General features: G+C 46.1%; 15 protein-coding genes, 7 tRNA genes and 3 pseudogenes. 9 read left to right on the top strand and 16 right to left on the bottom strand.

What is annotated here, in order from left to right; translation table 11 throughout:
• Positions 1-57: 57 nt before the first annotated feature.
• From miaA to tsaE, 4 genes are read right to left on the bottom strand one after another with little or no spacing between them, the layout of a single operon-like run.
• Positions 58-1,005: a tRNA (adenosine(37)-N6)-dimethylallyltransferase MiaA gene (gene miaA / locus RJD38_RS04970; protein WP_005595156.1), complete on the bottom strand. Its 948-nt coding sequence runs from the start codon at positions 1,003-1,005 to the stop codon at positions 58-60.
• Positions 1,002-3,080, bottom strand: coding sequence for a DNA mismatch repair endonuclease MutL (mutL, locus tag RJD38_RS04975; RefSeq protein ID WP_065544967.1), 2,079 nt, complete (start codon positions 3,078-3,080; stop codon positions 1,002-1,004). The genes miaA and mutL overlap by 4 nt, the downstream gene beginning before the upstream one ends.
• 12 nt (positions 3,081-3,092) lie before the next feature.
• A complete protein-coding gene (locus RJD38_RS04980; RefSeq protein ID WP_005595158.1) occupies positions 3,093-4,811 on the bottom strand; it encodes a LysM peptidoglycan-binding domain-containing protein in 1,719 nt (572 codons plus the stop codon).
• The gene (gene tsaE, locus RJD38_RS04985; protein WP_005595159.1) at positions 4,805-5,269 is read right to left on the bottom strand and encodes a tRNA (adenosine(37)-N6)-threonylcarbamoyltransferase complex ATPase subunit type 1 TsaE; all 465 of its coding nucleotides are present in this window, start codon (positions 5,267-5,269) and stop codon (positions 4,805-4,807) included. The genes RJD38_RS04980 and tsaE overlap by 7 nt, the downstream gene beginning before the upstream one ends.
• A gap of 188 nt (positions 5,270-5,457) precedes the next feature.
• Here tsaE and queG point away from each other — a divergent pair, with 188 nt between their 5' ends.
• Positions 5,458-6,579: a tRNA epoxyqueuosine(34) reductase QueG gene (gene queG / locus RJD38_RS04990; RefSeq protein ID WP_065544966.1), complete on the top strand. Its 1,122-nt coding sequence runs from the start codon at positions 5,458-5,460 to the stop codon at positions 6,577-6,579.
• Between the two features lie 589 nt (positions 6,580-7,168).
• On the opposite strand, the gene RJD38_RS04995 is transcribed toward queG, so the two are convergent.
• The 7 genes from RJD38_RS04995 to RJD38_RS05025 all read right to left on the bottom strand — a co-directional run bounded on the left by RJD38_RS04995 (position 7,169) and on the right by RJD38_RS05025 (position 8,062).
• Positions 7,169-7,244 (bottom strand) — tRNA-Gly (locus RJD38_RS04995).
• A gap of 32 nt (positions 7,245-7,276) precedes the next feature.
• Positions 7,277-7,353: transfer RNA gene (locus RJD38_RS05000), tRNA-Met, on the bottom strand.
• 52 nt (positions 7,354-7,405) lie between these two features.
• Positions 7,406-7,481: transfer RNA gene (locus tag RJD38_RS05005), tRNA-Gly, on the bottom strand.
• Positions 7,482-7,514: 33 nt separating this feature from the next.
• Positions 7,515-7,591 (bottom strand) — tRNA-Met (locus RJD38_RS05010).
• Between the two features lie 52 nt (positions 7,592-7,643).
• A tRNA-Gly gene (locus tag RJD38_RS05015) sits at positions 7,644-7,719 on the bottom strand.
• Between the two features lie 122 nt (positions 7,720-7,841).
• A tRNA-Met gene (locus RJD38_RS05020) sits at positions 7,842-7,918 on the bottom strand.
• Positions 7,919-7,986: 68 nt separating this feature from the next.
• Positions 7,987-8,062, bottom strand: a tRNA-Gly gene (locus RJD38_RS05025).
• A gap of 367 nt (positions 8,063-8,429) precedes the next feature.
• On the opposite strand from RJD38_RS05025, the gene RJD38_RS05030 reads away from it, so the two are divergent.
• Positions 8,430-9,149: a hypothetical protein gene (locus RJD38_RS05030; RefSeq protein WP_005596724.1), complete on the top strand. Its 720-nt coding sequence runs from the start codon at positions 8,430-8,432 to the stop codon at positions 9,147-9,149.
• A gap of 81 nt (positions 9,150-9,230) precedes the next feature.
• On the opposite strand, the gene orn is transcribed toward RJD38_RS05030, so the two are convergent.
• Positions 9,231-9,776, bottom strand: a complete 546-nt coding sequence (gene orn, locus RJD38_RS05035; RefSeq protein ID WP_005596722.1) for an oligoribonuclease — start codon at positions 9,774-9,776, stop codon at positions 9,231-9,233.
• Positions 9,777-9,887: 111 nt separating this feature from the next.
• Between orn and rsgA the strand changes: the two genes are divergently transcribed.
• The 6 genes and pseudogenes from rsgA (at position 9,888) to RJD38_RS05065 (ending at position 17,614) form a co-directional block, all read left to right on the top strand.
• Positions 9,888-10,943: a small ribosomal subunit biogenesis GTPase RsgA gene (rsgA, locus tag RJD38_RS05040; RefSeq protein ID WP_065431020.1), complete on the top strand. Its 1,056-nt coding sequence runs from the start codon at positions 9,888-9,890 to the stop codon at positions 10,941-10,943.
• 109 nt (positions 10,944-11,052) lie between these two features.
• On the top strand, positions 11,053-11,919 hold the full coding sequence (asd, locus tag RJD38_RS05045) for an archaetidylserine decarboxylase (protein WP_065544965.1): 867 nt from the start codon (positions 11,053-11,055) through the stop codon (positions 11,917-11,919).
• Positions 11,920-12,092: 173 nt separating this feature from the next.
• On the top strand, positions 12,093-13,496 hold the full coding sequence (locus RJD38_RS05050) for an SLC13 family permease (RefSeq protein ID WP_005596717.1): 1,404 nt from the start codon (positions 12,093-12,095) through the stop codon (positions 13,494-13,496).
• Between the two features lie 129 nt (positions 13,497-13,625).
• Positions 13,626-14,502, top strand: a pseudogene (locus tag RJD38_RS05055) (DMT family transporter).
• A gap of 274 nt (positions 14,503-14,776) precedes the next feature.
• Entirely contained in the window at positions 14,777-16,309 is a 1,533-nt protein-coding gene (gene gpmM, locus RJD38_RS05060; protein ID WP_009384931.1) for a 2,3-bisphosphoglycerate-independent phosphoglycerate mutase, read from the top strand.
• A 162-nt stretch (positions 16,310-16,471) separates the two neighbouring features.
• Positions 16,472-17,614 (top strand): murein hydrolase activator EnvC family protein, encoded by a 1,143-nt coding sequence (locus RJD38_RS05065; RefSeq protein ID WP_065544964.1) that lies wholly within the window; start codon positions 16,472-16,474, stop codon positions 17,612-17,614.
• An 89-nt stretch (positions 17,615-17,703) separates the two neighbouring features.
• Here RJD38_RS05065 and RJD38_RS05070 read toward each other — a convergent pair whose 3' ends face one another.
• Together RJD38_RS05070 and RJD38_RS05075 are read right to left on the bottom strand one after the other, a co-directional pair.
• The gene (locus RJD38_RS05070) at positions 17,704-18,663 is read right to left on the bottom strand and encodes a hypothetical protein (RefSeq protein ID WP_009384927.1); all 960 of its coding nucleotides are present in this window, start codon (positions 18,661-18,663) and stop codon (positions 17,704-17,706) included.
• A gap of 114 nt (positions 18,664-18,777) precedes the next feature.
• Positions 18,778-19,176 (bottom strand): annotated as a pseudogene (locus tag RJD38_RS05075) (TetR/AcrR family transcriptional regulator); the annotation flags it as partial.
• Between the two features lie 112 nt (positions 19,177-19,288).
• Here RJD38_RS05075 and RJD38_RS05080 point away from each other — a divergent pair.
• On the top strand, positions 19,289-20,497 hold the full coding sequence (locus tag RJD38_RS05080; protein ID WP_032073033.1) for an IS4 family transposase: 1,209 nt from the start codon (positions 19,289-19,291) through the stop codon (positions 20,495-20,497).
• Positions 20,498-20,511: 14 nt separating this feature from the next.
• On the opposite strand, the pseudogene RJD38_RS05085 reads toward RJD38_RS05080, so the two are convergent.
• Together RJD38_RS05085 and hemE are read right to left on the bottom strand one after the other, a co-directional pair.
• Positions 20,512-20,754: pseudogene (locus tag RJD38_RS05085) on the bottom strand (TetR/AcrR family transcriptional regulator); the annotation flags it as partial.
• Positions 20,755-20,850: 96 nt separating this feature from the next.
• On the bottom strand, positions 20,851-21,918 hold the full coding sequence (gene hemE / locus RJD38_RS05090) for a uroporphyrinogen decarboxylase (RefSeq protein ID WP_005596706.1): 1,068 nt from the start codon (positions 21,916-21,918) through the stop codon (positions 20,851-20,853).
• Positions 21,919-22,156: the final 238 nt, after the last annotated feature.

Raw genomic sequence — 22,156 nt, forward strand, 5'->3', positions numbered from 1 at the left:
CCTCAAAATTCAAGTAACAGATCCTTTAAAGGGCACATTCACGCAAAAGCGATCACATTATACACAGCTTCGATCGTCCGATGCCACGGCATTTGAGACGGTTTCGAGTGCTTGTTCAATGTTTTCACTATCTAACCAAGTTAAATTATCCCAGCTGCGTAACCAGGTAATTTGTCGCTTGGCCAATTGGCGGGTCGCACAGATACCGCGGAAAACCGCATCATCTAACGTGCAATTCCCATCCAAATAGTCCCACATCTGTCGGTAACCGACACAACGAATTGACGGTAGATCAGGATGAAGATCATCACGCGCATACAGCGCCTTCATCTCTTGTTCAAATCCTGCTTCGATCATCTTTTCGTAGCGCAGTTCTATACGACGATGGAGTTCAGCCCTTTCCTTGGGTGCTATAGCAAACTGCTTAACGTTAAACGGCAAGCTTTCGCCTTTCGTTTGCGTAAGCTCTGTAAGAGTTTTACCTGAAATTCGATAAACTTCCAACGCTCGTGACAACCTTTGCGGATCATTACGATGTATACGTTCAGCGGAAACGGGATCGACTTCACGCAACTGATCGTGCAGTACCTCCCAACCATGAGTCAATGCTTCTTGCTCAATTTGTTTACGAATTGCAGGGTTTGCAGCCGGAAGTGGTGATAGACCTTCCAATAATGCCTTGTAATACAGCATTGTACCGCCAACCAGTAACGGAATTTTGCCTTGAGCGACGATGTCATTCATTTCACGCAGCGCATCACGACGAAAGTCCGCCGCGGAATACGATAATGCCGGATCTAAAATATCAATTAAACGATGTGGGGCTAACGCAAGCTCCTCGGCATTTGGCTTCGCGGTGCCAATATCCATTCCTTTGTAGATCAACGCAGAATCCACAGAGATGATCTCAATCGGGTATTTCTGGCGTAAACGAATCGCTAAGTCCGTTTTTCCTGATGCGGTTGGCCCCATTAAAAATAGAGCGAGTGGTAATTGTTTATTCATAGGTTAAAAGCTGCGATCGTGGCAGAAAAATCTATCGGTCTAACAAATGCTGAATCTTGTAACGGTAGCCTTCCTTGCCAAAGTTGTTCAACCTCAGCAATGATTTGAATGGCTTCGGACAAAGTGTAGTCGCTTTTTACGCGCGTGACTTGATCCGCTAACCAATTGGAGAGCAATTTAGCGTCAAGATTTGCCGGACTGAGATCCTTTTCCTGTTGCGAATTTATCTGTGGCGATGAAGATACGGCGTAAGATAACAGATCTGGAATCAACTGTTGCAGGTTTTGTTGTCTCAAAGGCGCAGGAACCCCCATCACCATCACCGCTTGTGCCGTACGGCATTTTAGCTCTAAACCAAAACGAGCAAATAATGCCTGATGTTGGTGATAAGCTGCGATCAATTCAGGTTCCAGTTTTAATGATAATGGCACTAGCAGCGGCTGACTTTTTAACGCGTGTTCGGTCACTTGTAGTTGCCCACAAACTCGCAGCCATTCAGCATAAGCAAGCGACACGGCATGTGCTCCCTGCTTATCTGCCATCATGACAAAACGACCAGAGGCCATGCAAATCGCTTTGCCTAAAGCTTGGATTGGCGGTGAGGCCTCCACTGACTGTTCACTCGCCTTATTCGCGTCTTTACTCTCGGTCGCATTCGTTGTTACATCACGCTTACTCGTCGAGGTTTGTAGTAACTGCTGGTAAGCAATCACCTCTTGTTTTGATGGCGCTGGCGTGCCGTAATGTTGCGACTCTCGTCCGCCACTTACCGCTTGAGAGCGTGAACTTTTTCCGCTCTCTTGCCATTCACTACGCGGCGCACTTTCACGCACTGCTGCTTGGCTGGCTCGTTCTTCGTGATAACCAGTGCGACCTGGATAACTCGGCGTATTGTCGACCGCATGATAAACGCGCGGCGGGACGATTGACTCTGTCTGTTGAGGCTGATCTGTATCCTGACTCACGCCAGAGTGATTAATATCCGTTTCAGAGCCATTGTCCTGTGCTATCGCACGACTTGAGTCACTGCTCGGCTCATGAAAGGCGGAAGACTTCACTTCCGGTTTATCAATATGCAGACTCTGCGCTAAGGCATCCGCTAAAGCTTGATAAATAAAGTCATGGACTAATCTTGCTTGATGGAAACGCACTTCGTGCTTAGCAGGATGGACATTAACATCCACTTGGTGAGGATCAATTTCAATATAAAGCACGTAAGTGGCAAATTGCTCTGGGCGTAAGCTCGTTTCATAGCTTTGGCGAATGGCATGATTGATCAACTTATCACGCATCATGCGACCATTGACGTAGCAGTATTGCAGATCGCTTTGTTGGCGAGCACCTTCAGGGCTGGTGATCCAACCGTGTAGCTTTAATCCTTGGTGCTCCAATTCAATTTTGAGCATATGGCGAACAAAGTTATTGCCACACACTGCCGCGATACGCTTTTCGGCTTGTACTTCTGTTTTCGCTGCGCGGTACTGTTTGATCATTTTGCCGTTGTGACGCAAATTAATCGTCACATCAAAACAGCTTAAGGCGATGCGTTTGATTAACTCGTCGATATGAGCAAATTCGGTTTTTTCGGTTCGAAGAAATTTGCGTCGAGCTGGCGTATTAAAAAACAGATCCAAGACTTCGACAGAGGTGCCTAAAGGATGCGCTGCGGGTAGCAAACTCACCGCCATATCACGTCCTTCACTATGCGCTGCCCACGCCTGCTCTTGAGTTGCAGGGCGAGAGGTTAATGTTAAACGTGATACCGAACTGATACTCGCCAATGCTTCACCACGGAAACCCAAACTCATGATCGCTTCGAGATCATCTAACGAATGGATTTTCGACGTGGCGTGGCGGCTGAGCGCCAAGCCTAATTCGTCTTTCGCAATCCCTTTACCGTTGTCACGCACACGGATCAGCTTGGCGCCACCTTTTTCAATATCAATATCGATACGCGTGGCGCCTGAATCGATGCTGTTTTCAACCAGCTCTTTAACGACCGAAGCTGGACGCTCAACCACTTCACCAGCCGCAATTTGGTTCGCCAGTCGAGCGGGCAGAATTTTGATCGTCATATCAATTCGCAATTAGTTGTGAGGAATAATCAACATCTGACCAACCGCAAGCTGATCAGACTTCAAGTTATTAGCTCGGCGTAAACTATCAAGACTCACACCATATTTTTTGGCTATTTTGCCTAAGAAATCGCCACGCTGTACTTTATGCTTACGCAGTGGCTGATCCTTGAGGCTGACTGTCACTTTGAGTTTTTGCCCCAGCTTGAGCGTATCTGAACGTAAGTTGTTTTCACGCTTGATGGCTGAGACCGACACTTTATAACGGCTGGCGATCTTGCCCAGATAATCCCCTTTTGCCACCACGTGGGTCACCGTTTTGGTTTCCACAGGGTTACGCACTTGAGGGACAGGAACACCGCTCGATGCACCAGGAATCGTTAGGGTTTGACCAATCGCAAGGCTACTGCTTTTTAAGTTATTCGCCTGCATAATGGCTTTGGTTGAACTGCCGTATTTCTTGGCAATCACCGACAATGACTCACCACGACTCACTTTATGCTTAATGCTCTTACCGCGATTAGCAAACAAAGTGCCTTCTGGTGGATTCTCTTCAAAGTACTGCACTATCGATTTTGCTAACGCACGCGCTAACTTATCTTGGTGACTACGTTGGAAGAGCAATTTCTCTTCGGTTGGGTTAGAGATAAAGCCAGTCTCAACCAATACCGATGGAATATCAGGTGACTTCAACACCGCAAGGCTCGCATTGACCGGCTCTTTCTTATGTAGACGCACACCAACACGGCTCATTTCACTCAAGATCTTCTTCGCAACTTTGTAGCCTTCTTTTTGTGAATGACTAAATTGCAGATCTAACAGCGTTTGGCTGACATTCTTGTCGTTATTGTTTTTCGCCAGTACTTCACCGGCACCACCAAGTAATTGTGACTGTTCTTCATGGTTCTCGACCCAGCGGGCGATTTCAGTATTGGCGCGGCGAGTATTAAGCACGAACACCGACCCACCACGGGGCTGAGGAGAATGGAAAGCATCAGCGTGGACAGAAACCAACAAGTGGGCTTTGTTTTTACGCGCAATACCAGAACGCTTATTCAGGTTCACATAGTAATCACCACGACGAGTGAGCACCGCTTTCATCCCCGGAACCGCATTGATTTGGTCAGCAATTTTCTTTGAGATCGCAAGCGTTGCATGCTTTTCGTACTTGCGCGTTGGACCAATTGACCCCGGATCTTCACCACCGTGTCCAGCATCAATCGCGACGACGATATCGGCGGTACCGAGCAGTTGTGACGCATCACGACTGACTTGCGTTTTACTTGGTGAAGTTGTCACTGCCGCAGGCTTGCTTCCGCCATGATCAAAATCAACCACCAAACGATGGCCATATTGACCACCCGGTGTTGGCGCGAGTTTAAATAACTGTGCTGGAGCATTCTTAGACAGTTCAAAGACTAAACGATAGGTGCCCGACTGAGGAGGCGAACTCTTACGAATCTTCTTCAACACCGGACTGCCTTTTACGTTCAAAGGCAATTTGGTTTTAAGCTGAGTGTCTTTAAGATCCACCACCAAACGGTTAGGGCTCGACAAAGAAAAATAGCTAAACTCCGCTTCCGACTTGAGATCGATAACGACACGAGTTTCATCAGGTGATGGCCATACTCGAAGGCTTTCTAATGTATTAGCGAACAAGGCACTCGAAAACAGAGACAATGCCAATACACAAGAAAGAGAGACAGCACGCAAGGATTGACTGATCAACATAACTCCAACTGGTCTAAAAGGCGACGTCCATAATCATTATTAGCCACAAGCTCGACGACGCGCGCTTCACCGTTATAGCGAATATCAATATCGAGATCGGCGTCAGGTAACATGCCAACCCCTTTTTCTGGCCATTCAACTAAACAAATCGCATCAGGGGTAAAATAGTCACGAATCCCCATAAATTCGAGTTCTTCAGGGTCAGCCAAGCGATATAGATCAAAATGGTAAACTTGCCATTGATCCAGTTGATACGGTTCAACCAAGGTATAAGTTGGACTTTTCACGTTACCTTGATGGCCTAATGCGCGCACAAAACCACGGCTAAATGTCGTCTTTCCCGCACCCAAATCACCATGCAGATAAATGGTGGTTTGCTGCGAGCATAGATTGGCCAACGCCGTTCCTAGTTGAATCGTCGCATTTTCATCGGCTAGGGCGAATTGTTTTGAGCTCATGACTGTTTTCTCGTAAATGACTATATAAAAATCAAAAGAACTGGAATAGTAAACTGGGTTGGAATTGAGAGACAAGCTCTCTTATGTAAGTTAACGGAAAATAATCGTCAATTAAACTCGATTTGTTGGCTAGATCCCGCGCAGAAGATCTTGTAAGATCCCGCCCCCTTTGTATGAGCGACGCTAGCATGAACTATCAAGAACTCGCAGATAACATCAAAATTTGGGCCAACGATCTTGGTTTCCAAAAAGTAGGCATCTGCGATGTCAATTTGCAAGAGCATGAAGCGGCGCTACAAAAGTGGCTCGATGCTGGCTATCACGGCAGCATGGACTGGATGGCACGCCATGGCATGATGCGCGCAAGACCCGATGAGTTATTGCCGGGAACCGTGCGTGTGATCAGCGTTCGTATGGATTACCTACCGCCAAAAGCCCAGTTTGCGACTAATCTTGTGGATCCAACCCAAGCTTATATTAGCCGCTACGCTTTAGGCCGTGACTACCATAAACTGATCCGCAATCAGCTCAAAAAACTGGGTCAAAGAATCGAACAGGAAGTGGGTAGCTTTGGTTACCGACCTTTTGTTGACTCTGCCCCAATCTTAGAGCGTCCATTAGCCCAAAAAGCGGGTTTAGGTTGGACGGGCAAACATTCTCTTATCTTAGACAAAGAATGTGGTTCATGGTTTTTTCTTGGGGAACTGCTGATCGACTTGCCACTCCCTGTGGATACACCGAGTGAAGATCAATGTGGTAAATGCAAAGCCTGCATGACGTCATGCCCAACCAATGCGATTATTGAAGAGGGTATCGTTGATGCTCGCCGCTGCATCTCCTATCTCACCATAGAGTATGATGGCGTCATTCCAGAAGAGTTTCGCAAACCAATGGGGAATCGCATCTATGGCTGCGATGATTGCCAGCTCGTCTGCCCGTGGAACCGTTTCTCTTCGCTCACTGATCAAGATGATTTTCATCGTCGACAGTCACTGCAAAATCCTGATTTAATCGCACTGTTTGCATGGGACGAAGCGAGCTTCCTAAAAAATATGGAAGGTTCTGCCATCCGCCGTATTGGTCATGTTCAATGGCTGCGCAATTTGTCGATTGCGATGGGCAATGCCCCCTACTCACAAGATATTGTTGAGGCGCTACAAATGCGCATCGGCATTTCGCCGGTATTGGATGAACATATCGAGTGGGCGCTCGCACAACAACGACAGCAAATAAAAGAAAAAAGCGGTATCGATATTACCCATCAACGACTGATTCGAGTTATCAATAAAGGCATACCGAGAGATGCATAATATTTGCCATCTGACTAGTGTGGTTATTTGACTTGGCTCTAAAATTGGAAATGTGGAAAAACACCCAGTCTCATGCCAGTTTTGATGTAGAGATAAAAGTTAATCACAAGCGCAAGAAATGATTAGGATCAAATAAAAAGCACTTAATGATCCAAATTATAGCGTTGTTCAGATCGTAAAACACCACAAAACCCTTACTAATCAATGTCTTATCTAAAAATATTAATTTCTTCGATTGAAAATATTAGCAAATGATCTTTGTAGAACTGTTTTATTCAGAGCAAAGTTTCAGGTTACCCACCAAGTTATCCACATTGGCTTTTTTGTGGATAAGTCTGTTAATTAATCAATAGAAGTCACGCAGCATGCACTGTTTGCCTAATTATTATCGATAGTTCAATGAGATAATAACAAAGACAAAAGCGCCAGCCGTATGGCAGCGTATTTTAATTATTTTGGGTTTTATGCTTCACAGCATTAGAAAGAGCGATTGGCCTTACATGGCCAGATCAAATGAAGTGTTCATTTGAGGGGACTCTAAAGTAGTACGACTGACGTCTTATACTTTATATCTTCTTCATGAAGAAAATGGAGCGACACATCGGGTTCGAACCGATGACCTCAACCTTGGCAAGGTTGCGCTCTACCAACTGAGCTAGTGTCGCATGAATAATCGCTGTTGCAATTACTCTTAATGTGGTTGCGGGAGCAGGATTTGAACCTACGACCTTCGGGTTATGAGCCCGACGAGCTACCATGCTGCTCCATCCCGCGTCCGGATGTCATTGTTAAGCACAATGAGAACTTATATCCACTTAAAAGAAAGTGGAGCGACACATCGGGTTCGAACCGATGACCTCAACCTTGGCAAGGTTGCGCTCTACCAACTGAGCTAGTGTCGCAATGATTAATCGCCTGAGCAATTTATCTTAATGTGGTTGCGGGAGCAGGATTTGAACCTACGACCTTCGGGTTATGAGCCCGACGAGCTACCATGCTGCTCCATCCCGCGTCCGAATGTCATTGTTAAGCACAATGAGAACTTATATCCACTTAAAAAAAAGTGGAGCGACACATCGGGTTCGAACCGATGACCTCAACCTTGGCAAGGTTGCGCTCTACCAACTGAGCTAGTGTCGCATGAATAATCGCTGTTGCAATTACTCTTAACAAGTTGCGTAAGCCGGATTAAAATCAACGACCTTCGCTAGGTTTTATGAATGGCTGAGCCCGAGAGCTAGCAAATCACAACGCCTGTAATGTGGTTGCGGGAGCAGGATTTGAACCTACGACCTTCGGGTTATGAGCCCGACGAGCTACCATGCTGCTCCATCCCGCGTCCGGATGTCATTGTTAAGTACAATGAAAACTTTACTCTAATCAGACTAATTGTCTAATCAGAAAATTTGGAGCGACACATCGGGTTCGAACCGATGACCTCAACCTTGGCAAGGTTGCGCTCTACCAACTGAGCTAGTGTCGCATCTCAACAACGTTTCCGTCGTTCAGGGCTGCGAATTATAAGAGCATTTTTTTGTGATGCAAGTCCTTCCTGCAAAAAAACAGTTTTTTTTTATCGTTTGATGAAAAAGCACACAAAAGAGAATAAACAATGAGCGAATTGTTTAAATTTAAAACGCTGCTACATAACTGTCACTACGATTAAAGCACTGATTTGACGTAGTGAATAGATAAAATTAGCCAGCAAATGCGATATAACCCAGTAAATAGATTCTTAAAATCTAGCTAAGCTGGTCTAAAAGTATCCTTTTGTATATAACCAAATACTGATGTTATCGCTTCGCCCAATAATATTTTGTTAATGGCAATTGCAAATCATGGAGATCGCAATGGCATTACCCGTTTTCCAACGCTCGTTTTTAGCCCTGTTTGTTCTGCTCTCTAGCGCCCTATTTCTCAATGGCTGTGAATCCATGCCCAAGCCGGTCCGTAACCTGGGTAAAACCGATGTGGATTTTGTTATGGATGTGCATGTTAAAGAACAAAAAGAACTGCTGATGGAATTAACGCGCAAAATGTACGTGCGCAATCCAAACCAACTCAAGAAAGTTGCCGACACTACACTTGAAGATCGGATGCTACAGATCTTTGGTCGTCATGACGAGATTGATCTCCCGTCGTTGGTCTTTGATGAGCTCGGAGGAAAAACGGGCATTGAAGCAATATTACTGGCGTTTGATGAATCATTCCAAGGCGACCGCGTATTCGCTGCGATAGTAGGCTTAACAGAGATGTTGCGCCGTTCTTATAACCACCAGCAAGAATTCTTTATTCTCGATTCACTCGATGAACAGGCACTTTACAACAGTGCTCGTAATATCGAAATTTTTGTCTGGCGCCTCTATCAACGTAAAGACAGTCAAGGTGAACTCTTCTTGCTGACCAATCATGTGACTGAGGGGGAGTTTGATACCAGCTTCGACCGTATCTTTGCCAAGATGGCATTGATTCAAGATATGATGGCGCTGATCGTCGCCGACAAGACCAATCGCAGCATAACGAAAGTGGCACAGGGTGTGGCGCAGTTTGTCTTCCTGCCGATCCCGTAAGACAGCCCATCAGGACTCCTTTCCAAAACGACAAAAACCGCAGCAAGCTGCGGTTTTATATCACATCATCGACTTACGTCGTTAAATGCTAAAAATCGTTTTACGGTAATACTGCAACTCTGCAATCGACTCACGAATATCATCAAGCGCTAAGTGGCTACCTGATTTTGAGAAGCCGTCCAATACTTCTGGCTTCCAGCGACGAGTCAGCTCTTTAAGCGTACTGACATCCACATAGCGATAATGGAAGTATTGCTCCAATTCAGGCATATGTTTGTATAAGAAACGGCGATCTTGGCCGATACTGTTACCACAAATCGGTGATTTACCTTTAGGCACCCACTGTTCAAGAAACTCTATCGTCTGACGAATCGCTTCTTGTTCGGTCACCGAGCTATTGCGAATGCGTTCAACTAAGCCACTATTGGTATGGGTATTGGTGCACCAATCGTCCATTTTATCCAACTCGGACTCAGGCTGATGGATGGCCAGTACTGGACCTTCTGCCAAAATATTAAGCTCACTATCGGTGACGATAGTGGCGATTTCGATAATTTTGTGTGTTTCTGGATCAAGCCCAGTCATCTCGAGATCGACCCAGATTAAATTTTGATCGCTAAAGGACATAAATCGTTGCCTATTGGTTTTTCGCTAAAAAAGGTACTATACCCAAATTCAGATACCCAAGATAGCAATCTCAGGTGTCGACCCTAAGAGAAGCAGATTAAGTAGATCACCGTGGCAAAACAGAAAAAGTTAACCAAAGGTCAAGTACGACGCGTTCGTAGCAATCAAAAACGCAAACTCACTAAAGCGGAAAGCATTCAGTGGGATGAGTCCATGCTGGGCGGCACAAAAACAGGGTTAGTGATTACCCGTTTCGGCCAACACGCGGATATTGAAGATTCTGAAACAAAAGAAATTCACCGCTGTAACTTACGTCGCGGTATCGAATCTTTAGTCTCGGGTGACCAAGTTATCTGGCGGGCAGGTCTTGAGTCCATGTACGGTATTTCCGGCGTGGTTGAGGCCGTAGAGCCACGCAGCTCAGTGTTAACCCGCCCCGATTACTATGACGGTCTAAAGCCAGTCGCTGCTAACATCGGTCAGATGGTGATCGTTTCTTCTGTGTTGCCTGAACTGTCATTAAATATTATTGACCGTTATCTAGTGGCTGCTGAAACACTGCAGATTCCACCTTTACTGGTACTCAACAAAATTGACCTGCTCAATCAAGCGCAACGCGAGCAATATCAGCAATCTCTGCGTGACTACGAGAATATCGGTTATAAAGTTCTGTTAGTCAGTAAAGAGTCGGGTGAAGGCATTCCAGAACTGGAAGCGGCACTTGGTAATTGCATCAACATTTTTGTGGGTCAATCTGGTGTTGGTAAATCTAGCCTGGTGAATGCTCTGATGCCTGGACTTGAAATTGAAGAAGGCCTAGTGTCTGAAAACTCAGGCCTTGGTCAACACACCACCACCGCCGCTCGCTTGTATCATATCCCTTCCGGTGGTGATCTGATTGACTCACCAGGAGTTCGTGAATTCGGTCTCTGGCACTTAGAAGCAGAAGAAGTTACCAAAGCGTTTGTTGAATTCAAACCTTACTTGGGTAGCTGTAAGTTCCGCGATTGTAAGCACCTTGATGATCCAGGTTGTGTACTGCGTGAAGCCGTGGAACAAGGCAACGTCAGCGAGAGCCGCTTTAATAACTATCATCGCATTCTAGAAAGCATGTCTGAGAATAAGGCCAACCGCCAATATTCACGTAACAAGAAAGCCGATCTGTAACGCAATGACTACGAGGAAAAATCAGCAACTACTGACATTTGCTGATTTTTTAAGTACCATCTCGCGCCCAAAAGTTTGAAACAGACAATTAACATTGGAATTGAACACAATGGACAAGATTAAAGTTAGACTGCAATACTGGATCCCTCAGCACGCGCTTACTCGCCTCGTCGGTAAGATTGCTTCGGCCAAAGCAGGCAGCCTAACCACTGCAATCATTCGCTGGTTTATCAAGCAATACAACGTCAATATGGATGAAGCTCTGCACCCAGATCCTCAGCACTTCGCCACATTTAACGAGTTTTTTGTGCGTGAACTAAAAGAAGGGGCTCGTCCTATCTCTGAAGGGGATGATCTCATCACTCACCCTGCAGATGCGCGTGTTAGCCAATTTGGTCCAATCCAAGACGGTAAACTTATCCAAGCAAAAGGCCACGACTATACCGCCCTTGAGCTATTAGGTGGTGACGAGAAGCTAGCGGAAGCGTTTAATGACGGTGAATTTGCTACCTTGTATTTATCGCCAAGTGATTACCATCGTGTTCATATGCCATGTGATGGCACGCTACGTCAGATGATCTACGTTCCGGGCGATCTCTTCTCTGTAAACCCACTGACTGCTGAAAACGTGCCGAATCTATTCGCTCGTAACGAACGTGTTGTCTGTATCTTTGATACGGCTTTCGGTCCAATGGCACAAGTGCTGGTTGGTGCCACCATCGTTGGTAGTATCGAACAAGTTTGGGCGGGTACAGTAACACCGCCACGTGGTAATACCGTTCATCGTTGGGAATACCCTGCTGAAGGCGACAAGGCGGTAATTCTGAAAAAAGGCCAAGAAATGGGCCGCTTCAAACTGGGCTCGACGGTGATTAACCTGTTTGCTAAAAACAGCATCCGCTTCGATGACTCAATGCAACTTGGCCAAGCAACCGTAATGGGCACCCCTTACGCACAGCGCCAAGACGCAGAATAACGGTTCGACAACTGAATTATAAATCCCTGACTTGTTCAGGGATTTTTTTGACCAACGACAAGATTTACGCAACATTTTTTACCTAATTGTAAAACTATTACCTTAGTCTAAGACGTTAATTTGGTTATCTTTTACTCTATCCTTCTCCACTGACATGAGAAGGTTTGCCGCGTATGACAAGGATTCATTCTGGCACGATAATCAAACTACTGATCTGTTTTGGGTTGCCACTGGCAGTGCTACTGATGCCGATTGACTCAATACCAATCGCAGACTTAACCCTAATCCAACATCGACTCCTTGCTATCTTTCTCCTTGCCGCCCTTTTGTGGGTGTTGGAACCTGTTCCCGTGTTTGCCACCTCGATTTTGATCATTGCTCTTGAATTGATCATGATCTCTGACAAAGGGCTACACCTATTCCGCAACCCACCCGCAGGACATGACTTTGGTGAGCTAGTCGCCTATACCGACATCTTCAGCGCTTTTTCCTCGCCGATCATTATTCTGTTCATGGGCGGTTTCGCACTGGCGATCTCGGCGTCAAAATACGAACTGGATAACAACCTTGCACGCGTGTTACTCAAGCCATTCGGCACCCAACCACGATTTATCATGTTGGGATTAATGTTGATCACCGCGGTATTCTCAATGTTTATGTCCAATACCGCCACTACGGTCATGATGCTGGCACTACTTGGCCCTATCGTCGCTTCTGCGCCAAAAGGGGATTTAGGAATTAAAGCCTTAGTGCTGTGTATTCCAATCGCAGCCAATACTGGCGGTATCGCTACACCAATTGGTACTCCACCCAACGCAATCGCATTGCAATATTTGGTTGGTGAAAACAGCATCGACTTCTTATCATGGATGATGATGGGCTTACCGTTTGTGATTGTGCAACTCACCATCGCTTGGTTCTTACTGCAAAAACTGTTTCCCTCATCTGAAGATAAAATGGTGCTCAAACTCGGTGGTTCCTTCCAGAAAAACTGGCGCGCCATCGTGGTTTACGCCACTTTTGCCACGACCATTTTGTTGTGGATGACCACCAAGCTGCATGGCATGAATACCTATGTGGTATCGATCATTCCACTGGCCGTATTTACATTAACAGGCATCATGGGTAAAGCCGAACTGAAGCTGATCAACTGGGATGTGTTGTGGCTCGTCGCCGGTGGTATTGCAATTGGGATTGCATTAGATAAAACCGGGCTGGCTTCTGCGCTGGCACACGCGATCGATTACGATGCCCTATCCCCTACTGCAGTAATCATCACCATGTCATTGGTATGCTGGGTAATGGCCAACTTTATGTCCAATACCGCCACCGCGAACTTACTAATGCCAATTGCGGCCGCGATTGGTGCTTCGATGCAAAGTTTGGATATGCAAAACCTCTTGGTGGTGGTCGCTTTCTCCGCTTCGTTAGGCATGATTTTACCGGTATCAACCCCACCAAACTCGTTGGCATACTCGACGGGGTTGATTGAAAGCAAAGACATGGCCAAAACCGGTTTGATTCTCGGTGTGCTTGGTCTATCCATGGTCTACATGGCTAACTGGATCCTCTCTTAATCACTGCCATTTAAGCAGCAAAGCGTGATCACATATCACGCTTTGCTTTAATCCTCTTTTAAGGCATATTGACCATCTTATGTTGTGCCTTCGCACACATACACCTGTCGCGACAAGGATGCGAAATAGATGGGATATGAATGGCTAGCCTTAGCCGCTGCTCTACTGTGGGCCATCGCCAGCCTACTCTCCGTTAAGCCTGCTCATCACTTAGGCACCTTTGCTTATAGTCGCTTGTACCAGCGTCATTCTCGCCGCTATGGCGCTGTATACCGGTGGCTGGGAAACCATCACTGTGCCATCGCTGACAGCGATGATGTTCTCTGGCTTAGTCGGCATCTTCATTGGTGATACCGCACTGTTTGCTTGCCTTAACCGCATGGGCCCTCGCCAAGCAGGTTTACTCTTCTCTTGTCACGCCGTTTTTTCTGCGCTACTTGGCTACTTTCTCTTTAGCGAACGTATGAATGGTTGGGAATTACTTGGCGCCAGTTTGGTTTTTTCAGGAGTGGTGTTGGCGATCTTTTTTGGTCGTAGGGGCCAAGATAATAATCAACTAGAAGCGATCAAAGGCCGTATTGGCGTTGGAATTACCCTAGGCGTTCTTGCCGCGATTTGCCAAGCCCTAGGCGGTATTATCGCCAAGCCGATCATGCAAACCGCTGTCGATCCTGTGGCAGCGTCAGCTCTGCGGATGATGACCGCTTTCGCAGCACACAGCCTACTGTGGTTGAGTGGTGCTAAGATCGCGAGGGCGACACACACTATCAACCTCAAGATTTTCTTGCTCACCGCTCTTAACGGCTTTCTCGCCATGGCCGTTGGCATGACGCTGATCTTATATGCATTGCAAAAAGGCAATGTGGGTATGGTGGCACTACTTTCGTCCACCACGCCGATCATGTTATTGCCTTTGCTGTGGTTTTATACCAAACGACGACCAAATCGCTATGCATGGTGCGGCGCGTTCCTCGCGGTCTGTGGCACCGCTATACTGGTGCAGTAAGCAACAAAATCTGCCGATTCAACTATCGAATTGATTGGTAATTCCTCCTTTACATTGGTCGAGAAATGTTAAGAATAAGAGTTATTATCAATGTAAGCTTATGGCCAAATAGATAATTCGCTGAAAGATAGCTACACGACATCACCAACAATATTTGATCTTGGCCTACAGTTTTGCTTAAAAAGTGTAGTAAAATTACGCTAGTTTTGTTTCAAGGTACTTGGGTTTTATGACCCAAAACCGACAGTTACTTAAATTTGACGAGGTTTACTCTATGTCTGCTAAGAAGCCATTGGCTCTAGTTATTCTTGACGGTTACGGACACCGTGAAGACACTGCAAATAATGCCGTTGCAAACGCAAATACGCCTAACTTGGACAACCTATTTGCTAACCACCCGAATACGCTTATTTCTGCATCTGGCATGGATGTAGGTCTACCAGATGGTCAAATGGGTAACTCAGAAGTAGGTCACACCAATATCGGTGCGGGCCGTATTGTCTACCAAGATCTTACTCGTATTACTAAATCTATCGCTGATGGTGAGTTCGCTGAAACTGCAGCACTGGTTGAAGCAATGGATAGCGCGATCAACGCAGGTAAAGCCGTTCACATCATGGGTCTTATGTCGCCAGGTGGCGTTCACTCTCACGAAGATCACATCTACGCAGCGGTTGAAATGGCAGCGGCGCGTGGCGCTGAGAAGATTTACCTACACTGCTTCCTTGATGGCCGTGATACGCCACCACGTAGCGCAGAAGGTTCTCTACAACGCTTCCAAGACCTATTCGCTAAACTAGGTAAAGGCCGTGTGGCTTCTCTAGTAGGTCGTTACTATGCAATGGACCGTGACAACAACTGGGATCGCGTTCAAGTTGCTTACGACCTATTGACTCAAGCGAAAGCTGAATTCACTTTTGACACCGCGGTAGAAGGCCTTGAAGCTGCTTACGCTCGTGACGAAAATGACGAGTTCGTTAAAGCAACGGCAATCAAAACTGCAGATCAAGAAGATGCCATCATGCAAGACGGTGATGCGGTGATCTTCATGAACTACCGTGCTGACCGTGCACGTCAAATCACGCGTACTTTCGTTGCGGATTTCGACGGTTTTGAGCGCGCAGTATTCCCTGCTCTGAACTTTGTGATGCTAACGCAATACGCAGCAGACATCCCTCTAGCGGCGGCATTCCCACCAGCAACACTAGAAAACACTTACGGTGAGTGGCTTTCTAAACAAGAGAAAACTCAGCTACGTATTTCTGAAACAGAAAAATACGCGCACGTCACTTTCTTCTTCAACGGTGGTGTTGAAAACGAGTTTGCTGGCGAAGAGCGTCAACTGGTTGCTTCTCCAAAAGTTGCGACTTACGACCTACAACCAGAGATGAGCTCAACTGAGCTAACTGACAAACTGGTTGCTGCGATCAAATCAGGTAAGTTTGATACGATTATCTGTAACTACCCTAACCCAGATATGGTTGGTCACACGGGTGTTTACGAAGCAGCTAAACAAGCTATCGAAGCGATCGATGCATGTATGGGCCGCGTAGTAGAAGCGATCAATGAAGTTGATGGCCAACTGCTTATCACCGCAGACCACGGTAATGCAGAAATGATGATCGATCCTGAAACAGGCGGCATCCACACTGCACACACTAACCTACCAGTTCCACTGATTTATGTTGGTAGCAAAGCGGTTGAGTTCAAAGAAGGCGGTAAACTGTCTGATCTTGCACCAACCATGCTTTCTCTAGCGGGTATCGAAATCCCTGCAGAAATGTCTGGTCAGGTTATCGTTAAATAATCGCCTCGCATAATAAACGCCCGAGCCATGCTTGGGCGTTTTTTTTGGCCTCTTGCTAGGCAGCCTATGACACTGCGTACAAGTTTTTACTTAATCCTTTCTTCCCAAGAATCGAATTATGTATACTGGCCACTAATCAATTGGTTAGGATAATTCGAGCTAATGTCGCTTAACGCCATCACAAAAACGCATCGCACACTGCGCACACTCATGCTGCTGACGGTTGGTTTTGCTTCGATTGCCCCTTTATCCACGCAGGCATCCTCACCCAGTCAGTTAACCGGCGTCAAAAGTGAAATTTCTCGACAAAAGAACGCCTTGAGCTCACAGCAGAAAGAGCTCGATAAATTACAAAAATCGCTAAAAAGCCAAGAACTTGGCATCCATCAGTTAGAGCGAGAAATCAAGGCAACCAAAGCATCTCTGACTAAAACCAATGCCAATATCAACGCGTTGGACGGTAAAATTGTTACGCTTGAAAAAGACAAAGCGCAACAAAGTGAAAAGCTTAAGCAGTTATTGCGCACCTATTACGTGACTCAGCGTGCGAAATCTTCCGCCAATATAATGACCCAAGGTGTGGAAGAAGATCGTATCAGCCAGTACTTTCAATACCTTGCCAAGCAACGCGCACAAACCATCACTGAGTTAGAAAAAATCGTCGCTGAACTTGAGCAAAGTGAAGAGCAGTTGGCGCTCGAAAAACAACAAATAACTAAGTTACTCGATCAACAGACCTCAAAGCGCAATCAACTCGCTAAGACTCAATCACAGCGAAAAGGCACGGTCAGCAAAATCCGTAAAAGCATTTCCAGCGATAAAGTCTACCTGTCTGAATTACAGCGCAACGAAGCGCGCCTAAAAGCCGAAATCGCCAAAGCGGCCAAACGTAATGCGGTACCAATGGATGGCCTTGCGAAACAAAAACGCAAGCTGCCATGGCCAATCAAAGGTCGCGTGATGCACAGCTACGGCTCAAAACAGACAGGGCAAATTGATTGGAAAGGCATCGTGGTTGCCGCCAACTACGGGCAATCCGTCAAAGCGGTGTACTCTGGCACGGTGGTGTTTGCTGATTACCTACGTGGCTATGGTCTCGTGGTATTATTGGATCATGGTAAAGGCGATATGACACTGTACGGCTTTAACCAAAGCTTACTGAAAAAAGAAGGTGATAAAGTGGTGGCCGGCGAATCAATCGCACTCGCGGGAGATACCGGTGGACAAACCCAAGCATCACTCTACTTTGAGATCCGCCGCAACAGCAAAACCCAAGATCCTATTTCGTGGTTACAGCGTAAATAATCGCAACAATAAGGGCGCCTCTCAGCGCCCTTATTGTTTGGTATGGTTTGGTATGAAAAACTTTCAGCCTACGCTTAATTGTTTACTTATCAACGTCGGTAGTATTCGCTGACTTGCCCTATCAACAATTCTAATTGCTGTGGTTCTAGATGATTAATGCCACCCGCGGCTTCTCGTCCTCCCCCTGTCGCAAATTGGCTACACAACTCTCCTGCCCCTTGCTTATTCGCTAACGGAGCGCGCAACGACACGGTATAGCCCTGCTGACGATTCTCGCTGAGCACAAGATGGGCTTTCTCTGGTGCTTGGTTCGCTAACCAGTTGCCGTAAACACCACTGATGCGTCGAGACGCCGCGGTATTCGGTAAGATAAACACTGCCAGTTGCTCATCTTGATAATGCGCTTTTAGAGATTGTGCTGACGCCATATCTTGCTGATAAGCCATTTTGAGTTGCTGATATGGTGAGTCTTGTGCAGCAATAACAGCAAAAGGATCATCGTAGGCCAAAAGGGTCGTGAACAGAGTGGCGGGATGGAAATGCAGATCGTCAACCGTGGCGCCATACCCGTTGTAATTAAGGAGCGTACCTAGATCACGCAACTGTTCAGCTTGTTGTGGGCTCAAGCCGGCTTGCGCGGCTAATTGATCGGCTTTGGCGATCAGATTGTCACCATAGGCCCCTGCTATCGCCCAATAGTGATAACGCCCATCAAGTAAGGCATCAATAATCAGTGCAGTACAGATATTGGCATCGAGATTGATATGAGCGGTCAATTGGGCATGGCTAGGAATGCCATCGGCTTTATGGTGATCGGCATAAAAGACATCCGCGCCAGCATCAAGCGCGCGTTGCAATCCACTGAGGTTTTGTGTGAGTGAAATATCCAAAACCGTTAGAGAGTCACCACGTTGAATCTCAATTGAATCGAGCAATTGAATATCACGCTTTACCCCAGTCACTAATTGGGCGTTCTTAGGGTTCGCGAGACGTAGTTGAAGTAGAGCGATGATGCCATCTGCATCACCGTTAAAAACATCGTAGTGCATAACATTACTCGAATCAGAAGGTTATCAGTAATGTAACGGCTTAGAGCAAACAGAACAAAGAGCGAAAGGTTATAAACCCTCGCCTTCGATTATATTCATCGTGGCTATGAAGCGTTAAGCGGCGTGCATCGCTTTAACACCCTCTTCCAAGAGCTGAAGCTGCTCAAGTCCAGATTCGGTTGCCTTCGGTTTCACGACCGAGATCATCTGCAACATGCCTTGGTGAATGATCTGTTCGGTGATTTGCGTTTTCGGTGACATGGCCGACTGATAACCTAACCAGCTGGAAGCTATTAAATGCAGTGTTGTGACCAACGGCTTCATTTCACTTTCCGCCACATCGAGCAAACCTAACTGAATAAAGGCGGCCATGATATTGACCAAGTTTGATTGCAGCTTATCTTGTACCTGAATATATTCTTCATGCAGAACTTCATCACGCTGAAGTATTTCCGGTAAGTTGGCGTAGAAGAAACGGTATTTCCACATCAAGGTAAAGATTGAGTTGAGGTAGAGCTCTGAGGAATCCCCTAATGATTTTGATAAAAATCATAAATTTAAGGTAGATGCACATCTTGTCATGTGATCAAATGGTTCTGAGAAAAATCAATAACCAGACAACAAGATGTGCGAACTCGATATTTTACACGACTCTCTTTACCAATTCTGCCCTGAATTGCACTTAAAACGACTCAACAGTTTAACGCTGGCTTGCCACGCATTACTTGAATGTAAAACGCTCACTCTTACCGAACTTGGTCGTAACCTGCCAACGAAAGCCAGAACAAAACATAACATCAAACGAATCGACAGATTGTTAGGTAATCGTCACTTGCACAAAGAGCGACTCGCTGTATACCGTTGGCATGCCAGCTTTATCTGTTCAGGTAATTCGATGCCCATTGTTCTTGTTGACTGGTCTGATATTCGTGAGCAAAAACGGCTTATGGTATTGCGGGCTTCGGTGGCACTACATGGTCGTTCTATTACTCTTTATGAGAAAGCCTTTCCGCTTTCAGAGCAATGTTCAAAGAAGGCTCATGACCAATTTCTAGCCGACCTTGCAAGCATTCTACCGAGTAACACTACACCGCTCATTGTCAGTGATGCTGGCTTTAAAGTGCCATGGTATAAATCCGTTGAAAAGCTAGGTTGGTACTGGTTAAGTCGAGTCAGAGGGAAAGTGCAATATGCAGATTTAGGTGCGGAAAACTGGCAACCTATCAGCAACTTACATAGCATATCCTCAAGTCGCTCAAAGACTTTAGGCTATAAGAGGTTGACTAAGAGCAACCCAATTTCATGTCAAATTGCACTGTATAAATCACGTCCTAAAGGCCGAAAAAATCAGCGTTCGACACGGACTAATTGTCATCATCCGTCACCTAAAATCTACTCCGCTTCGACAAAAGAACCATGGGTTTTAGCGACTAACTTGCCCGTTGAAATCCGAACACCAAAGCAACTTGTTAGGCTCTACTCGAAGCGTATGCAAATTGAAGAAACCTTCCGAGACTTGAAAAGCCCAGCCTACGGTTTAGGCCTCCGTCATAGCCGAACTAGCAGCTCAGAGCGCTTTGATATCATGCTGCTAATCGCCCTAATGCTTCAACTGACATTTTGGCTTGCTGGAGTTCATGGTCAGAAACAAGGTTGGGATAAGCACTTCCAAGCTAACACTGTCAAAAATCGAAATGTACTCTCAACAGTGCGCTTAGGGATGGAAGTTTTGCGGCATTCTGGCTACACAATAACGAGGGAAGACTTGCTCGCGGCTGCAACCCTGCTTGCTCAAAATCTATTCAAACATGGTTGTGCTTTGGGGAAATTATGAGGGGATCCCTCAGGGTAGAGCTTCAACAACACCAAGCTCTCTTGCTGCCCCTGAACTGGCGTAAAGCGCTCCAACAATTCGTTTGAATAGAGAGCAAAGATCTCTCGTACTATTTCCTGCTTATTGCGGAAATGGTAGTAGAGATTACCTGGGCTGATATCGATGTGCGCGGCAATGTGGTTGGTGGTGATATTCCTTTCACCATGCTCATTAAAGAGCTCTAATGCTGCTAATACAATTTTATCGCGCGTCTTCATTGCTGTGGTATCCCTTTCTCCGTTGCGTTTAGTATACCAACACATGCTTGCTATAACAAAAACGCCTGAATAAATCAGGCGTTTAAGCATTTACAATTACTTGTGGTAAGGCTTAGACAGTTCGTGCACAGCCTCAACAAATACACCGGCATTTTCTGGTGGCACATCAAGGTGAATACCATGGCCAAGGTTAAATACGTGCCCTGTACCTGCATCACCAAACCCTTCTAGGATTGAGCCCACTTCTTCACGAATACGCTCAGGTGACGCGTACAACATTGAAGGATCCATGTTGCCTTGCAACGCTACTTTATCGCCAATTCGTGCTTTCGCATCGGCAATGTTGATCGTCCAGTCTAGACCAACCGCATCACAACCCGTTGCTGCAATCTGCTCAAGCCACATGCCGCCATTCTTGGTGAACAGAGTTACAGGAACACGACGACCGTCGTTTTCACGAATCAGGCCATCAACGATCTTGTGCATGTATTGCAGTGAGAATAGGTTGTAATCACGAGGGGTTAATACACCGCCCCATGTATCAAACACCATCACTGATTGTGCACCCGCTTTAATTTGCGCGTTCAGGTATTCAATTACGCTGTCCGCCAGTTTATCAAGCAACAGGTGCAGCGTTTGCGGCTCTGCATACATCATCTTCTTGATCTTGGTGAATGCTTTCGAGCTACCACCTTCAACCATGTAGGTCGCTAGTGTCCACGGGCTGCCAGAGAAACCAATCAACGGCACTTCACCTTGTAGATCTTTACGGATCTGGCGAACCGCATTCATCACGTACTGCAGCTCACCTTCAGGATCTGGCAAACCGATCTTGTCTACGTCAGCTTTGCAAGTGATTGGCTTATCAAACACAGGGCCTTCACCTTGTGTAAAGCGTAGCCCTAAACCCATTGCATCAGGAATAGTCAAGATGTCAGAAAATAGAATCGCGGCATCAAGTGGAAAACGGCGTAATGGCTGAAGGGTTACCTCTGAAGCAAGCTCAGCATTGCGACACAGTGACATAAAATCACCCGCTTGAGCACGAGTTGCTTTATATTCAGGTAGGTAACGGCCTGCTTGGCGCATCATCCATACTGGGGTGTAATCTACAGGCTCTTTCAAAAGCGCACGCAGATAACGATCATTTTTTAATTCAGTCATTGTGCTTTTCCAATCTTAGGCGTTATTTTTCGCTGATATTCTAACACTGTTTAGCTCGCAAAAGCCGTGTGCTTTGCAACCTAGATCAAGTTATTAACTTTTAAATAAGTGCTTAATTTGCACCCAACCTCTAACAGTGATAAAAATTTCATCGCTAGCGAAAACTACAATAATTAACTGTGTATCTAATACTCAGTATCTCATAACGACATCTTACTTACCCCCTCCCTCTCGGAGG

Source organism: Vibrio scophthalmi (assembly GCF_040869025.1).
GTDB classification, from domain to species: Bacteria; Pseudomonadota; Gammaproteobacteria; order Enterobacterales; family Vibrionaceae; genus Vibrio; species Vibrio scophthalmi.

Bases quoted from the DNA above. Each gene is read 5' to 3' on its own strand.
- asd (WP_065544965.1), top strand. From the start codon at position 11,053: ATGGACAAGATTAAAGTTAGACTGCAATACTGGATCCCTCAGCACGCG.
- RJD38_RS05080 (WP_032073033.1), top strand. From the start codon at position 19,289: ATGTGCGAACTCGATATTTTACACGACTCTCTTTACCAATTCTGCCCT.
- hemE (WP_005596706.1), bottom strand. From the start codon at position 21,918: ATGACTGAATTAAAAAATGATCGTTATCTGCGTGCGCTTTTGAAAGAG.
- RJD38_RS05070 (WP_009384927.1), bottom strand. From the start codon at position 18,663: ATGCACTACGATGTTTTTAACGGTGATGCAGATGGCATCATCGCTCTA.
- miaA (WP_005595156.1), bottom strand. From the start codon at position 1,005: ATGAATAAACAATTACCACTCGCTCTATTTTTAATGGGGCCAACCGCA.
- RJD38_RS04980 (WP_005595158.1), bottom strand. From the start codon at position 4,811: ATGTTGATCAGTCAATCCTTGCGTGCTGTCTCTCTTTCTTGTGTATTG.
- queG (WP_065544966.1), top strand. From the start codon at position 5,458: ATGAACTATCAAGAACTCGCAGATAACATCAAAATTTGGGCCAACGAT.
- RJD38_RS05050 (WP_005596717.1), top strand. From the start codon at position 12,093: ATGACAAGGATTCATTCTGGCACGATAATCAAACTACTGATCTGTTTT.
- RJD38_RS05030 (WP_005596724.1), top strand. From the start codon at position 8,430: ATGGCATTACCCGTTTTCCAACGCTCGTTTTTAGCCCTGTTTGTTCTG.
- RJD38_RS05065 (WP_065544964.1), top strand. From the start codon at position 16,472: ATGTCGCTTAACGCCATCACAAAAACGCATCGCACACTGCGCACACTC.
- mutL (WP_065544967.1), bottom strand. From the start codon at position 3,080: ATGACGATCAAAATTCTGCCCGCTCGACTGGCGAACCAAATTGCGGCT.
- gpmM (WP_009384931.1), top strand. From the start codon at position 14,777: ATGTCTGCTAAGAAGCCATTGGCTCTAGTTATTCTTGACGGTTACGGA.
- orn (WP_005596722.1), bottom strand. From the start codon at position 9,776: ATGTCCTTTAGCGATCAAAATTTAATCTGGGTCGATCTCGAGATGACT.
- tsaE (WP_005595159.1), bottom strand. From the start codon at position 5,269: ATGAGCTCAAAACAATTCGCCCTAGCCGATGAAAATGCGACGATTCAA.